This is a genomic window from Burkholderia sp. MSMB0856 (assembly GCF_001524645.2).
In the GTDB taxonomy this organism is placed as follows: domain Bacteria; phylum Pseudomonadota; class Gammaproteobacteria; order Burkholderiales; family Burkholderiaceae; genus Burkholderia; species Burkholderia diffusa.
Genome location: NZ_CP013427.1, coordinates 2,709,460 through 2,724,639 on the forward strand (window position 1 = coordinate 2,709,460; position 15,180 = coordinate 2,724,639).

The following is a 15,180-nucleotide window of genomic DNA, read 5'->3' on the forward strand; positions in this document are numbered from 1 at the left end:
GCGATGAAACGATTCGTGATGGTCTGCGGCGACAAGGGCGGGACCGGTAAAAGTCTGAAGGCGCGGGCGTTGGCGGACCGGTTCCGGCGCGAACAACGCGACACGTTGATGATCGACGGCGACGGCGAGATCGGCAACCTGTTCCAGTTCTATGCGAAGCTCGATGCGCACGGCGAGCCGGTCGCGGATCAGGTGCCGGACGGCGTCGTACCGATCCGCTTCACTGGTCCAGAACGGGAGCGCGATCAGTTACTCGCAGCGGTTGATCTTGGTCGGCCGCTGGTGCTCGCCGACATGCCGGCCGCATCGCTCACGCAACTGAAACAGTTCGACGCCGAGACGGGATTTTTTGCGGAACTGGCGCGGGCCGGCTATCGCGCGACGCTCGTCAACGTCCTGTCGCCGTTCAGCGCCAGCACCCGCACGGTACGTGAGATGATCGAATTGGCCGGGGAACAGGCCGACTACGTGGTCGCGATCAATCAGTGGTTCGGAGATCGCGAGGATTTTTTCATGTGGTATGGCAATGCGACCTGTTCGGCCAGTCCTGGCCGCACAATGCTGGCCGAGTCCTGCGGCATTGAGATTGCGTTGCCGAAGCTGCAAGCCGGCGTGCTCGTCGCCATCGACGAGCGGTTGCTGACGTTCTCGGCAGCGCGAAAGGATATCCGGCTGACCACGCCGCAGCGCTCGCGCCTGCACCGCTGGATGCAGGCGGTCGACGTCGAATGCGACCAGGCTGCCGAGTATCTGGGGCTGGAGGTGATCGCACCATGAGCAGCGAGGCGTTCGACCTGCTGCTCTCGCGGCTCGATCCCGACGACCGGGAGCGCATTCGCGAAATGGCGATCGCCTACGGGCTGACGTTCGACGATCCGTCGTGGATCCCGTTTGCGATCACGCAGATGACCCTCGACGAGCTGAAAGCGCAGATCAAGGATGCGACAACAGCCATCGAGGATGCTGCCGATCTGGCTTTGCGCAAGATCGGCAACAGGGCACGAGAAGCCAGCCACCAAGCGCAGGCCGTGATCGACGCGCAATCTAAAGCGGTGCTGGGCTTGCGGGAAACCATGCTGGACATCGAACGGGCGTCGGCCGTCGAATATCGCAAGGTCCTCGCCGAACTCGCGGTCCGGCAAATCACCAAGCTCGTCGACAAGGGCACAAACGGCATTGTGCGGGACGTGACGCAATGCCTGATTGGGAGAGACGGCCTACTGATCCATAGCGCGACCGAGCATGGCGCGGCGCTCGAACAGGTTCGACAACGTTTCGTGGCGTCTGTCGATGCGGCGGTCGCAAAAGTCGATGACGCCGCCCGGCGTACTGCCGCGTCGACCCGGCGCGGCGTGCGTCATGCGGTGGCACTGGCCATGGGGACCGTCGTGGTCTACGCAGCTCTGATGTTCGGGCTGATGGTGTACTGGAGCAACCACCAGCCGGCCAGCGACGCGCCCGCATCAGCGACATGCCGCGCTCAACAGCGCCCTGCCCATCCGCTGAAATGACGGGGGTAGCCGGCGAATCTATTCCTGCGCAGGCTCAGCAATCGCTTCGATCAACGCCAAAATCACTTCGCGCTTGCGCGCGTCGAGCGCTCGAAACCCGGAAATGATCCGTTGCTCATTCGGGTTCTCGAGGCGAGCTCCCTCTACTCCGGTAAGGACATACAAGATATCCACACCGGCAGTTGCGATCGCGCTCAGGTAATCGGCGTTCGGCCGACGCAAACCTTTCTCGTACTGGTACTGGGCGTGCTGCTGGACCCCACCGAGCGTTGCCAATTCGGTCTGATTCAGCCCTAAACGCGATCGCTCCCTTTTCAGGCGCGCCTCAAACCCATTCATTTGATATGAATTTCCCTTGAAATATTATCAATAAGTTCTAAACTCAGCTTCGTAAACATCCGATTGCTAGCGTATCGCCCACCGGTGAGGTATGCACACGCCCTTACGCGGCTGGCGGAAAACTTGTTACGGAGGCTGTATGTCATACACCTACGAAATCTGCGGTGCCCTGTCTGTCCTCGACAGCTTCCGGCACTACCATGCGCAGCAGTTCGCCCAGACGATTGCCGACCCGGCAGACATTTACTTCGCGACCGATGCCATCACGCATTCCCTCGTAATTCGCATTCGCGGCACGCTTACCGACGACGAAACGGAGGTAGTCGAGAACGCAGTGAAGGAATTGTCCCAGAAATGGGCACGAGCCGGCGCCGTCTTCCGCCGCGTGCGTTACGGTGAAGCGTCGTTCGTACCAATCGGACTTGCCCAACACGTTGAGCTGCTGGAAGAACTCGCCGATGAGCACCTGCAGCTGGAGGCCTTCCTGCAGCGCCAGGCACGGATTCTGGAAAAGTTCCGGTAGCCCGCGACTTGATACGCGAAGCGCGCTAACAGCCCGCACCAACCCAGGATCTAGCATAACCGAATGCACGGAGAAAACGATGGACGAACCAGCACGCTACGTCCTGTCGGGTGCGCTACCCGTTCAGGACGACCTGGAAGACGAGCAGCTTGACCGAGTGTCCCGACATCTGGGCGGCATCGCGACGGTATACCTGAAGCACGACGAGGTGGCACATACCGTCTCGTTGCGCATCAACGGTACGCTGATGCGCGACGACGTGCGGTACATTGAGCAACGCGTCGAGCGCTTCGCCGAAGAAAACGCTCGAGCCGCTGCAATTCTGCTGAGCGAATGGAACTGCGAGACGAGTGAACTCGTCGTGGGCATGAATTGGGATGCGCAGTGCCTCCTCAGGCTCGGTGCGGTACAGGAGCAACTGGCGAAGCTCTCAGCGCGGTACTTCGACTTTCTCCTGCGCATCGAGCCCGCTGACGCCGCCGTTCGCGGCGACTCATTCATGTGTGTCTCGGTTGAGACCGATAACACACAACGAATCTGGTGACGAACTCCCATCCTATAGAGACACGTCTCGTCATGCGAGCGCGCAAAGCAACTACAGGGTCGGCGGTGCCCGATGTGGATCGTTCGGATCACTGGGAATTGAAGCGCCTGCTGGTTTCGTTGGCCTATCACCGCGGCGACGCGATACCGAGCGAGATAACTCTTTGTTTCATGGCTTAAGCACAAGCAGACCTTCGACCGATTTGGACACCCAAGGCCGGTTACTGCCGGTAGGGAGCCGAGTTGGATCGAGCTTGGCCGCCCAGGGTAGCGCCCCCTCACGACCGAGCTGAAGACAAAGCCGCACTGATTTAATACTCGTGCATCGCTGCAACAATTCGCGCAGTACGTCGGCGCGCAAGCCGCGGGAATACGCGACAAATTCACGGGCCTCCTGCAGCGGCAGGCGCACGCCAACATCACTGAGTAGCTCGAGCAACGCCCTCTCCGGCGCCGATACTCGGGGACGCCCGCTTCGCTGCTCCAAGGGAACCACATGAAGCATAGCGTCGGGTTGTTCATCAAACAGGCGCTTCCGATGGTACTCAGCGGGGAAGCGCTCAGTAAACCACCCTGGTAGACGCCCCGCTGTCCAGCCGTATAGGTGCAGTTCCGACTGCTGTTGCAAATTTTGTCGCGGGCCGCACCAATCGAGCGCCGACTTGCCGCCGACATGCAGACCATCGAGTCGACGCTGAAGAAGCGGTAGGCACGAACTAAGGGTCAAATCATCATTTGGACGGATATATACGCCACGCGCCAAGCGCGTAAGCCACCCCGCCCGCACGTAGTGGACAGCCAGATCCGCTGAGATGCCCAGCGCCCCGAGGTCCTCCGATGTCAATAGGATCCCTGGAGCCAGCCGGGTGTAGAGCTCATTTAACTTGCGTGCCCTATTTGTAGCCATACTGCGATTGGCGCATTTTTCGCAAACAATGTCAACTTGAAAAGATTTGCTTAGTCGTAGCATGACTACGATAATCACAACTTTTCCAAACAGTGCTTTGTCGTGCGCCAGCTCGCTGGCAAACTCGCTAAAAATCATCGACCGGTCCGTGATAACCATCTATCCTGTTGTCAACAACAGGATAGATGCGGAATGTAGTGAAACCATGCTAAGGCTTACCCCTCAACAAGTTGCCGAAGTGGCGCAATTGTCTGATCAGACGCTGCGCCATTGGCGCAGCGTTCTACCACCGCTTGCCGGCCTGAATGGCTACACGCCGTGCTTCACGCCAGGCGATGCGCTGGCATTGCTTGTGGTACGGCACCTGGTCAAAGCCATGGGCATTAGCGTGGGAACGCTGGTCGGCGCTTCAACTGACCTGTTTTCCATCTGTCGCAACACGAGTTGGCCGCACTTGGCAGACCACCATCTTCTTATTCAAGTTGAACAAGGCAGCGTGATTCTATTGACCAGTCAACCTGACCTCGAGGCTCCCGCCATCTTGGTTCCCATGCGCCCCTTCGCGAAACAGCTGCAGGCAGCCTGGGCAAGCAGCCTACCCGCTTTGGAGCAGTTGCCTCTTCAGTTCGGCGCAGCCGTAGTTCCGCGCTCTGCGCGTGTCGCAGGAGCGTGACCACCATGAGCGTCGAATTGACCACACCCGAACTCGGATTTGAGGCCCAAACTCTGGCGGGGGCCGGAGCCGCAACGGCTGATCTGGGACCGGTCTGGATTCTAGAAGAGGTTGCCGGGCACCTACGCGCCCAAGGCAGGAAGACGGGCACCTCTCGCATGAGGCTCTACCGCCTTGCTGGCGACATACTGACCGCTGCGAGCGAACAGGAATTAGACGAGGAAGCTTCGCGCGTTGACACCGCCATTTCTCTTCTTGAAACGGCGAAGGCGCGTACCGGAGTCGTTGTCTGCAGTTTCCGGACGGTGGCTGCCGCCCTGATGGTGGAACGCCTCGAGGCGTATGGCCCCAGCACACTTCACTATGTTGTCGAAATTGATCCAACACGCAAAGTGGAATTCGCGCGCGCGCGCGACGGAATACGTATCGCTCCGGCCAAGGAGCGTGTGGAAGCAGCGACTTGGCAACAGGTCAACCTGAGCAAGCCCGCGGGCGACTCCGCATGCTATGCGGCAAATCTTGGAAAAGCGGCGCTTGGCGGCGTGGAGGAATTGACCTGCTTTGCTCTGTCGATTGGCGGCATCAAAGGATACCAACGAGGCGTGCTCGTGGGTATGACATCGCTCAGCCTTGACGACGGCATCAAGAAGCTCGCTCAACTGCTGGCTTGGACGCGATGGGTCCGGCTCGCAGCCCGCAAAGCCAAACGAGAGCGATCGACAACTAGTGCAGCCACCACCCGCAACCCTGATACCGGCGATGGCACTTCGCCGCTGAACATTCTCGTGCGGGCCAATCGCAAGATCGCCGCAGGCCACGACGCGAAGGCAGCCAGCCAGCGCCCGCTATGGCAAGATCAGCCCGTGCAGTTCAGGCGACGACTGACTGCGAATAAAAGTACGCTCAATATCGTAGAGCTCTTTGCGGGAGCGGGGGGGATGGGCCTTGGCTTCCTCAGCGCACGGACAGCAGACGGACGGGGCTATCGCATCGCTGGATCGGCCGAAATCCATCCGATCTATACGCAAACGCTGAAGCAGAACCATGCCTATATGCAGAAGGCAGGGCTTACGCCAGTTGACACGACACCGGCCGAGTATGCCCCAATGGATCTTTGTTCCGACAAGGTCAGAGCACGCCTCGGAGCCATGGCAAGCGAACACGGGGATGTCGATGTGCTGATTGGCGGCCCCCCTTGTCAGGGTTTTTCAAGTGCAAACCGAAACAGCTGGTCGAGCTCAAACCCGAACAACCGGCTAGTCGATGCCTTCTTGGACTGCGTGTCGCAGATGGCGCCAAAGGTTCTGCTGATGGAGAACGTACAGGGGATACTGTGGACACCCAGAGAGGAGTCAAATTCGGACTTGAGCGTAGCCGCACACGTTCTCGAGCGCCTCGGAGGTATGGGCTATCTCGTCTTTCCCAAACTGCTCGATGCCGTTTGGTACGGAGCACCTCAGAACCGCAATCGGTTCTTCCTTCTTGGCATCCACAAGGATGTGGGTTACTCCTCGGAGGATTTTGGCAAGTGGGGGCCTTTTCCTAAGCCGACGCATGGACCCGGTACGAACAGGGCGTATGTAACGGTCCGCGATGCTATTGCCGATCTACCGAAATTGGCCAACGGGGATGCGCTAACCGAGCGGCCCTATGAGGAGGATGCTAGCCGTCTGCAGCAAAACGCCTTTCTCCGAGCCATGCGCAGAGGTGCTCCCAAAGGAATCATTTGGGACCACGTCACCTCGCGGCATGCGGAGTATGTTATCGAGCGATACAAAGGCATTGGCCAAGGACAAAACTGGCAGGCCGTTCGCGACTTGATGACAAACTACGCCGACGTAGAGCGTACGCACAGCAACATCTATCGTCGCCTGGCATGGTCAGAGCCCGCGATTACCATGGGCCACTATCGCAAAAGCATGATCATTCATCCGGCACAGCATCGGGGCCTTTCGTTGCGCGAAGCAGCAAGGCTGCAAAGCTTCCCTGACTGGTTTCGTTTTGCAGGCACCGCGACTGGCGGCGAAGGTGGCCTCATGTACAAGCAACAGCAACTCGCAAACGCAGTCTGCCCGAATGTGACAAAGGCCGTGGCAGAATTTATTCTCCAGCTTTAATCAAACCAAGAACCCCGAGGGAGCCATACATGCCTTTGAGTGAAGGGGCTAATGATCAAGTCGGTCAACTGGCCGAACAGATCCATGATTCGGTGCGCGCAGGAAGGACGCCCGAGGAGGCAGCAGCGCGCCTCTCGACACTGCTGCCCGCTGCACTGGTTGAACAAGCTCTACAGAAGTACCGCGATGCAAGCCGCCGCGTATGGACAATGACGGAACCGGGGAGCATCTACAACAAACATCTTGATCCGTGGTATTTGGGCCCAGACCCATCGGACCGCTTGTGGCACTCCTATGAAAAACACTTGAAGGGCAAAGGATGGGATCCGGAGGCCATCAAGGATATCGATGAAGCATCAACGCGGGTGGTTTCTCTACTCGATCCTCCCGGCAAGGCGCAGATTCGCACGCGAGGACTTGTCTTGGGTCACGTCCAGAGCGGCAAGACTGCAAGCTTCACAGCTGTCATCGCCAAGGCCGCCGATGTCGGCTATCGGTTCATCATTGTGCTGTCAGGAATGAACAACGTCCTCCGGTACCAGACTCAGTTGCGCATCGACGAGGATCTCATTGCTGCCAATCTGGAGCACTGGATCACAGTGACGAACGTCGAGGACGATTTCGCTTCCAGCACCAACGTAAATTCGTTCCTTACGGAAAAGCACTCCACAAAAGTGCTCGGTGTCGTCAAGAAGAACAGCGCCAGACTCAAACGCCTCTATAAATGGCTCACCGGGGCACGGCCCGAAGTACTTCGAGCATGTCCCGTTCTGATCATCGATGATGAAGCCGACCAGGCCAGTCCAAACTCGCACCCGAAGCCAGATGAGCGGACCAAGATCAACGAGTGGATCGTCAAGCTGTTGAGGGATCTGCCTAAGGCCGCCTACGTGGGCTACACCGCTACGCCCTTCGCTAACCTCTTCATCGATCCGTCTCTGCCGGAAGACCTCTATCCACGAGACTTCATCGTCGATCTGCCGCGCGGCAAGGGTTATTTCGGTGCCGAACAAATATTCGGGCGCGCCCCTGTTGATGAAACCGAGGACCCCATTGATGGACTGAACGTCATACGTTTGGTCCCGGAGGGCGAAGGTGCGCAACTGAAACCGCCGAATCGAGATGCGCGGTTTACATTCATACCCGAAATTACGCCCACGCTTCGCGAGGCGATGCTGTACTACTGGATGGCCACCGCTGCACGACGTGTACGTGGCCAACGGAGCAAACATGCATCCATGCTTATTCACACCACCCAGTATGCAGCAGTACATCGGAACGCCAAGGGGGTTGTTGATTCATTTCAGGACACCGTACTAAATCAGATTCAGCATGGCGACGCCGCCTTGGCCAGCGAACTCGAAGCACTGTGGCTGCGCGAACAGGCAGCTCTCCCTTCACAGGAGCTTGGTTTGGAGCCTGTGGCCTTCGACGATTTGATGGCGCACATGGCAGCAGTGGTCAAGCAGACTGAAACCAAGGTGGAGAACGGTAGTAGCCCGACCCTCGACAGGGTGGATTATCAACAGGACGCCGACGGCAATGGCCGCATCTACATCGTGATTGGCGGCAACGTGCTGTCCCGTGGCTTGACGCTGGAAGGACTGACGGTGAGCTTCTTCATCCGATCGGCTTCCGCCTACGACACGCTGTTGCAGATGGGACGCTGGTTTGGCTACAGGCCAGGCTACGCCGACCTTGCGCGCGTGTGGATGACGAAGGAGTTGCGTGGCTACTTCTACGACCTCGCTAGTGTCGAACGGGAAATTCGACAGGACATCTCGCGCTATAAGAATGGCGACGTCACGCCAATGGAGTTCGCAGTCCGCATCCGACAGCACCCTGCACTGGCCATAACTGCAAAGCTCAAGATGCAGCACGCCGTGCCAGCGAAGATGGCATTCAACGCACGGGAAGTACAAACTATCGTCTTCCGCCACGAAGACCAAGCGTGGCTGGATCAGAACCTTAAGGCGGCGCGCAACTTGATTGCACGTATTCGCGTAGCTGGCATTCAACCGGCAAAGGTTGCAGACAAGCCGCACAAAGTATTCTTCGATGTTCCGTCAACCCAGGTGCTTCAGTTTTTGAACGAATACGCCATTGACGTCAATAACAGTGAGATGCCTACGGGTCTGCTGCAAAGCTACATCCGTGAACAGAATCAGCGCGGGCACATCACGGACTGGACAGTTGCCGTCGTTACGCGCTCCGAACCACTGCCTGCACTTGGGACGATTGACCTCGGGCTGGACGAGGAAGTCCCGATGGTCAACCGCGCTCGATCATTGCGCGAAAGAAGCCCGCAGGTGGTTGACATCAAGGCACTGATGTCGGAAACCGACGTCGCTATCGATGTCCCGGAACTCGCCACGGTACTACGCGGTAAGGATCGCGACACGCTTCGCAAGCTTCGCGACGAATTCGTTCCAGACAAGGGGTTACTGCTCCTCTATCCGATCAGCAAGGATTCTGTGCCTCGCAAGGGCAGCAGCGAACGTGCGCCGCTTGCGGCGATCCAGCATATCATCGGTCTCGCACTCGTCTTCCCCGACGTCCCGCAAAGCGATTTGACGCCGCAAAACTACATGACTGTCGAGCTACCGGACATTGGCAGCGAAATGATTGACATCGACGATTTAGAAGACATGGCCGAGATCGAAGAATGACAAGAAGCGGCATTCAACTCACTCAAGACGGATGGCGCCAGCTCGAATTGGGCGCCGACATGCCGACGCGGGGTGAATTTCGCGTCTTTGATACCGCACTAAACACCACCTACGGCACCGCGTTACTGGCGATCGATGCGACCGGCCTCAGGCACGTATTGATCCCCGTTGCGGCGGACTTTCCTGCTGCCTACGATCGACGCAGCGGCGGCGTCCATTTGACTACTCGAACGCTCGTCGATGCATCGGGCCAGCGGCAATATCTCGACCTTGCCTGCAAGAAGGCGCACCTTAATAATGTTTTTGCCCATCTTGCCGAAGAAGTACTCGGCTTGTTGCAAGAAGGTGCATTCCAGCCGCTGCATGCCTGCCGGCAAACACTGCAGCGGTGGCGCGAACTACTGGACCGCGAGGCTTCGAACATCCTGTCAACAGAGGCTCTGTGCGGCCTGTTCGGGGAACTGTGGCACTTGGTACGCATTGCGGAGCGGAACATTCAAGGTATCTCTGCCTGGCAGGGACCATACGGCGCACGGCACGACTTCGCGGTGAACGGTTGTGCACTGGAAGTCAAAACAACAACGCGTCGGGATGAATGGAAATTTCGAGTGCATGGGCTGACGCAGTTGGAGCAGCCTCGCGATGCCCAACTCTATCTGTGCGCCATGCACCTAGAGCTGAATGGAGCATCGGGCTCCACCGTGCCGGAACTGATTCAGTCAGCCCTGGATGCCGGTGTTGATCGGCTTGATCTAGTGAACCGCCTTTCGCATGTTGGGTACGATCAGCGCGATGAAGCCCACTACCGGCAACTCCGACTCGATGTTACCGACTGGAGGCTCTACGAAGTGGCGGCATCGTTTCCCCGACTGACAGCGACATCTTTCAACTCATCCGAGCCGCCACCCGGCGTCTCCGATATTCATTACACCATCGACCTCGCCACATCTTCGGCTGCGCCATTACAGCCGGAGATGCTGGATAACCTTCATATGGCGCTTGCAGGAATCCGCGATGCCGACCCCGCTGGACCTTCAATCTGAGCCGTTTTCCGCAACCGGCGGCGCGGCAGCAGAGGGGGTTTCGAACCAACTTGGCCGCCCGCGGGCAGACCGCTTTACGCTGCTGGTTCGCGAAGCAGTTCAAAACAGTTGGGACGCGCGGATTTCGCCCGCCGGTGGAGTGCAATTCCAGGTGGATGGACTCCTGCTCGATCGAGACGCACGCAAGGCGCTGTCGGTCCAGGCGTTTGCAAACACGCCTGCTGCAGTTGATGTACGAAGCCGCCTCCTCGCCGATGGCGACTTCCCCGTTCTTGCCGTTAGCGATTTCGGTACTCGAGGACTCAGCGGACCCACTCGCGGAAATATTGTTCCGCAGCCAGGCGAGTCGACCAATTTCGTCGACTTCATGCGATACATCGGGCGTCCGCCGAACCGTGCATACGCAGGAGGTACATACGGCTTCGGTAAAGCAGCGTACTTTCTCGCCAGCTCGCTGAAAACCATTTGCGTCCATACTCGCTTCAGGAACGAGCACGGCATCGAATCGAGATTCATGGCAGCCGCATTGGGACCACAGTTTGAGACCCATGGCCCTGAAGGTCAGCGCTTCACCGGACGACACTGGTGGGGGCGATTGGCGCAAGACGAGGTCGTCGACCCTGTGGTCGGCGATGAGGCCGATGCTCTGGCGTTGTTGCTTGGTGGTATCGGGCGCGCCACGGATGCCCTCGGCACCACTGTCTATGTTCTCGCACCCGATTTCGAGGGGGCCGCGCCCCAGCAAGTACTTCATCAGATGGGGCGCGCAATCATGGACTACTTCTGGCCGAAGTTCATCGACGGCCCTGAACAGACGCCTACCATGTCGTTCAGCGTCCGGTGGCAAGGTAGCGAGTTCCAGCTACCCAAGGTACAGGAGGAGCCCGAACTCGCGTTGCTCGCCCGCGCCTTCACTGTCGCGTCAGCAAAAGTTCCGTCCGGTGGTGCGGTCCTAGAGCCCATTGCTTCACAGCGACCCAAAAAGTTGCTGGGCCAGCTTGCGCTCGCGCGGCAACCTTCGGCCCTTATGGGCTCGTCACCTGCCGCCAGCGAAAGCAATGATGACGGTGCCAACCTGTACCAGCGCACGCTTCGGCGACCGCTACGCCAAATTGCATTGATGCGTGCTCCCAACTTCGTGGTGAAGTACTTGGAAGGACCGCTAGTTCCATATGAACTGGCTGAGTACGGAGGCGTGTTTCGAGTTGATGCCGAAGCAGATGCTGCATTTGCGCGCGCCGAACCGCCGACGCACGATGACTGGGTTCCTGATCTTCTGTTGGATGCGGCCGAAAAGACCTATGTTCGCGTAGCCTTGCGTAGAGTAAAGGACACAGTCGACGCCTTCACTGCCCCCCACCCCATCGAAGCCACTGGAGCAGGACCTCATTCGGTGGCCGGCTTCTCTCGCCTGCTCGGCGGACTTGTGCCATCGCTAGGTTCTGCGGCCTCCAGTCCAGGCTCTCGCGCGAACGGGTCCTCCAACAGCAATGGCGAAGGTGGCAAACGATCCGGCACAGGGCGCACCACGACTACGGCCCCACAGATTTCGTTTGTTGGCGAGCCGGTGATCGAACTGGTCGACGGCGTCGCATCGATGGTTGCCCGCTTCGAAGCTTCGAACTCGACCGGTGCCGCAGTTAGAGTTTTCGCACAACCCAAAGTGGTTATAGCTGATGGATTCGAGAGTAATCCGCCTGAGGGGGCGCAGCAGCCGGCCGTCTTAAAGTGGATAGACTCAAACGGCGGGGTTGTCGCCAAAGGCGTTGCAAGTTGCGACGTTCTAGCTAACAGTGGCACATGGGCCGTCATAGTTAGCATCCCTTCCGATGCCATGATCTCAGTGTCGCTTAGGGTGGAAGCAGAGGCGGGAGCATGAAAACTGCAATCGCCGTCCCCTACAAGCGGGCCGCGTCTCATCGCCTTGCAGCAGGGCTGTGGGAGGTCCTATCGATGGAGCCGCCTGCCTTCCTCGCTCCAGTCTTACCCGGACTGGATTACAACTCCGTCCTCCGCTTGCGCAGAGAAGTCATCATTGACACCGCCGGACTGCGAGCCGACTGCAACTTTTCGAATGATGTTCCTCTGCTGGCTGCGGCAAGCTGGTCTAGCACTGGCACCATGCTACGCCGGAGCATTGCCCGCGTTCCCATTGCAGACGACGGTGGCACGTGCATTGTTGAATTGGCTGGAGAAATAGCCGGCAGCGACATCGCAGGGGCTCTGCATATCGACACCACTATCGTGACGGCCTGCAGGCACGATTCCCCCGCTCCACTCGCTGCACGGCACGCCGGTGCCGTGCTACTGCAGGAGAGGCAGACGATTCAGTTGGATACGTCGCAGTCGCTCTTTCCTGTCGAAGTGGTGGATTTTAGCAAAGGCTATTGGGCGAACCGGGATGCAGGTTGGCGGCTCTCTTGGAACGTCCTTGCCCTGGATCAGCCCTTTCTTGGGTCAGTCCGCCTGCTCATCAACGCTGCACACCCCCGCGTGGTGCACGCCGTTTCAGGTGACGCCCCTAACGCTGAAGCATCCGCTATCCGCTCAGCGATCTACTTTGACACCGCCAAGGCTCTGATTCTTGGAACACTGGCGAGTGAGGACTTCATTGAGCGCAATGGCGACTACGCCGAAGGCAGTTGCGGAAGAGTCGTCTACACGATGATCCAGATGCTATTTCCTGGCGACAGCATTGGCGGTTTGGCTGCTGCTGCAAACCAGAGGCCGGATCATTTCGGTACGGACCTTCAGGGTCGGCTTAGGCTGTTTTGGAGTTGAACGTGACTCTCTTTCCCCAAGTCCCCCACCATATCGCTATTCAGATCGCTAATATCGCCCGTTCGACGTCAGTTCAATCGCTCGCGGAATCGGCCGCCTCCGAGCACCCCTCTTGCGAATACACGCCTACAGGTGGAACACGCGCGACCGTAGCCGCTCTGAACAATCTGCGTAACGAACTCCTGATACTAGCTGCGGCCGCAGGGTATCCAGATCCACCGGACCAACAGCGTGCTGCGGACTTCGACGTCGGAGCCGCTCTTGTGCTTGCCGAGCAGATGACGATGGCACCTGCGGAGGCAACCAAAGGCGGGGTCTGGGAGTTTTTGTCCTGCGTTCTGCTACCCGATATCGTTCGATGGCGCTTCAGTGGAACAGGAGGTGCCCCAACCCCGCTTGAGCGATTCGTTTCGGGCCGACGCAACGTTTTTCAACGCCTCTGGTGGCGCGCCTTTCACCTTGCGCCGCGGTGTGCCGGAGCTCCCCAGGTTACGGATCTCCTTCGCGTTTTGGGGGAAGATGAACTGGTGCAGCTAATGGAGCGCCCGTCTCTCGCAGGAATAGAAGGACTGCCCGGCTCCATCGCCGTCGGTCTGCTGGCGGCATCGAAAGCCTATCCGGACCTTACCCGGCGTCAGTTGATTCGAGAAGCACAGAAACGCTTTCTCCGGCTATCCTCGTTCGTGTCGTTTGAGTCGATTGCCATCGAAGAAATCAACCATCATGTCGAGCTCGTTTTCGAGCAAGTGGCGGCCTCGGTTCTCCGCCAAGATTTAGTGTCCATGCCTGTGTCGCGCCATGGCTGACAACATGACGCCCGAGCAGAGACGCGTAACCATGTCGCGGATCCGCAATCGGGACACCAAAGTTGAGCTTGCGGTTCGAAAGGAGCTCCACCGGCGCGGACACCGCTTCCGCGTCAATGCAGCATGGCTTGCAGGCAAACCCGATGTAGTCTTCACCAAGATTCGCCTCGCAATATTCATTGACGGCGATTTTTGGCACGGCTGGCAGTTTGAGCGATGGGCGGACAAACTTGCGCCCTACTGGTATGAAAAGATCAGCGGAAACATCGCACGTGACCTCCGACGCAGAGCGCTTCTTCGCCGAGAAGGGTGGGCAGTCATGCACATCTGGGAACATGACGTGGAAAAAAACTTTGAGCGCTGTATTCAACGCATCGAGGCGAAAATAGATCAACTTCGCAGGAGCTGACCCTATGCAGTTCATCGAAAGCGATAACTACTGTCCGCGCCACCCGGTATCGACTAGCGTTAGCAAATCGTCATCTTGAGTATTTCGCAGCGGGCAGGACTCGTAATCCCGAGCCTAATCCTCACTTCAATGCTCTGACAAGCCTTCCCCCATTACTTCGAATTGTGACGATTTCTGCGCCCTCTCATCGCGCGGAAGTTCACCTCCGTTACCTGAGACGTAAACACCGCAACGTGAGTACCAAGCAGCCGTCGCTGGCTGGTGGTATTTTTGGTGGTATCTGCAGCATGGTCTGACGTGCCCCCATCAATAGGGCCAATGGGCTTCTAGCAAAGTCCCTTTAAACCAACTCCTGGAAAGCGGCAGGAGTATCCGCGGTTGCCCGATGTTTCGCCGCAAACTCTGACGGCGCAAGGTAGTTCAGTGCGCTGTGCGGCCTTTGCTCGTTGTAGTCCTGACGCCATGCCGCGATGACAGCCCGAGCATGCGCGAGCGTCGTGAACCAGTGCTCGTTAAGGCATTCGTCGCGGAACTTGCCGTTGAACGATTCGATGTACGCATTCTGCGTTGGCTTGCCCGCCTGAATCAACTTCAGAGCGATGCCGTTCGCATACGCCCACTGGTCAAGCGCGCGGCTCGTAAATTCGGGGCCCTGGTCTGTTCGCACCGCCTTGGGATAGCCACGGAAGCGAGCTGCGCGGTCCAATGCCCGAGCGACATACAAACCTGAGATGCCATGGTCGACGACGATGTCGACAGCCTCTTTCGTGAAGTCGTCGACGACGGTCAGGCACTTCACGCGCCGGCCGTTGGAAAGCGCATCCATCACGAAATCAATTGTAAGCCGTCAATAAACGAC

14 protein-coding genes and 1 pseudogene are annotated in these 15,180 nt (G+C 58.4%); 12 read left to right on the top strand and 3 right to left on the bottom strand.

The features are described from left to right. Positions 1–3: 3 nt before the first annotated feature. Both WS87_RS13870 and WS87_RS13875 read left to right on the top strand, forming a co-directional pair. Positions 4–777 carry a cobalamin biosynthesis protein CobQ gene (locus WS87_RS13870; RefSeq protein WP_059820538.1) on the top strand — a complete coding sequence of 258 codons (774 nt, stop codon included), beginning with the start codon at positions 4–6 and terminating at the stop codon, positions 775–777. After that, positions 774–1,511, top strand: coding sequence for a hypothetical protein (locus WS87_RS13875; protein WP_059820530.1), 738 nt, complete (start codon positions 774–776; stop codon positions 1,509–1,511). The genes WS87_RS13870 and WS87_RS13875 overlap by 4 nt, the downstream gene beginning before the upstream one ends. Before the next feature lie 18 nt (positions 1,512–1,529). On the opposite strand, the gene WS87_RS13880 is transcribed toward WS87_RS13875, so the two are convergent. Then, complete coding sequence (locus tag WS87_RS13880; RefSeq protein ID WP_059820529.1) at positions 1,530–1,850, bottom strand: helix-turn-helix domain-containing protein; 321 nt, start codon at positions 1,848–1,850, stop codon at positions 1,530–1,532. A gap of 139 nt (positions 1,851–1,989) precedes the next feature. Here WS87_RS13880 and WS87_RS13885 point away from each other — a divergent pair, with 139 nt between their 5' ends. Both WS87_RS13885 and WS87_RS13890 read left to right on the top strand, forming a co-directional pair. After that, the gene (locus WS87_RS13885; protein WP_107938162.1) at positions 1,990–2,373 is read left to right on the top strand and encodes a hypothetical protein; all 384 of its coding nucleotides are present in this window, start codon (positions 1,990–1,992) and stop codon (positions 2,371–2,373) included. A gap of 79 nt (positions 2,374–2,452) precedes the next feature. After that, a complete protein-coding gene (locus WS87_RS13890) occupies positions 2,453–2,917 on the top strand; it encodes a hypothetical protein (RefSeq protein WP_059820527.1) in 465 nt (154 codons plus the stop codon). A 168-nt stretch (positions 2,918–3,085) separates the two neighbouring features. On the opposite strand, the gene WS87_RS13895 is transcribed toward WS87_RS13890, so the two are convergent. Continuing rightward, a complete protein-coding gene (locus WS87_RS13895) occupies positions 3,086–3,823 on the bottom strand; it encodes a type IV toxin-antitoxin system AbiEi family antitoxin domain-containing protein (RefSeq protein WP_082750747.1) in 738 nt (245 codons plus the stop codon). 148 nt (positions 3,824–3,971) lie between these two features. Between WS87_RS13895 and WS87_RS33615 the strand changes: the two genes are divergently transcribed. From WS87_RS33615 to WS87_RS13930, 8 genes are read left to right on the top strand one after another with little or no spacing between them, the layout of a single operon-like run. Continuing rightward, entirely contained in the window at positions 3,972–4,496 is a 525-nt protein-coding gene (locus WS87_RS33615; RefSeq protein WP_159085681.1) for a hypothetical protein, read from the top strand. A gap of 5 nt (positions 4,497–4,501) precedes the next feature. Next, the gene (locus WS87_RS13900) at positions 4,502–6,613 is read left to right on the top strand and encodes a DNA cytosine methyltransferase (RefSeq protein WP_059820526.1); all 2,112 of its coding nucleotides are present in this window, start codon (positions 4,502–4,504) and stop codon (positions 6,611–6,613) included. Between the two features lie 29 nt (positions 6,614–6,642). Beyond that, positions 6,643–9,282 (top strand): Z1 domain-containing protein, encoded by a 2,640-nt coding sequence (locus WS87_RS13905; RefSeq protein WP_082750744.1) that lies wholly within the window; start codon positions 6,643–6,645, stop codon positions 9,280–9,282. Continuing rightward, a complete protein-coding gene (locus WS87_RS13910; protein ID WP_082750743.1) occupies positions 9,279–10,325 on the top strand; it encodes a PD-(D/E)XK motif protein in 1,047 nt (348 codons plus the stop codon). The genes WS87_RS13905 and WS87_RS13910 overlap by 4 nt, the downstream gene beginning before the upstream one ends. Further along, positions 10,297–12,204, top strand: coding sequence for a hypothetical protein (locus tag WS87_RS13915; RefSeq protein WP_159085682.1), 1,908 nt, complete (start codon positions 10,297–10,299; stop codon positions 12,202–12,204). The genes WS87_RS13910 and WS87_RS13915 overlap by 29 nt, the downstream gene beginning before the upstream one ends. Continuing rightward, positions 12,201–13,106 carry a hypothetical protein gene (locus WS87_RS13920; protein WP_159085683.1) on the top strand — a complete coding sequence of 302 codons (906 nt, stop codon included), beginning with the start codon at positions 12,201–12,203 and terminating at the stop codon, positions 13,104–13,106. Before WS87_RS13915 ends, WS87_RS13920 begins: the two co-directional genes overlap by 4 nt. A 2-nt stretch (positions 13,107–13,108) precedes the next feature. Beyond that, positions 13,109–13,912: a hypothetical protein gene (locus tag WS87_RS33620; protein WP_159085684.1), complete on the top strand. Its 804-nt coding sequence runs from the start codon at positions 13,109–13,111 to the stop codon at positions 13,910–13,912. Next, positions 13,905–14,321, top strand: coding sequence for a very short patch repair endonuclease (locus WS87_RS13930; protein WP_059820522.1), 417 nt, complete (start codon positions 13,905–13,907; stop codon positions 14,319–14,321). The genes WS87_RS33620 and WS87_RS13930 overlap by 8 nt, the downstream gene beginning before the upstream one ends. 340 nt (positions 14,322–14,661) lie before the next feature. Here WS87_RS13930 and WS87_RS13935 read toward each other — a convergent pair. Beyond that, a pseudogene (locus tag WS87_RS13935) lies at positions 14,662–15,162 on the bottom strand (integrase core domain-containing protein); the annotation flags it as partial. Positions 15,163–15,180: the final 18 nt, after the last annotated feature.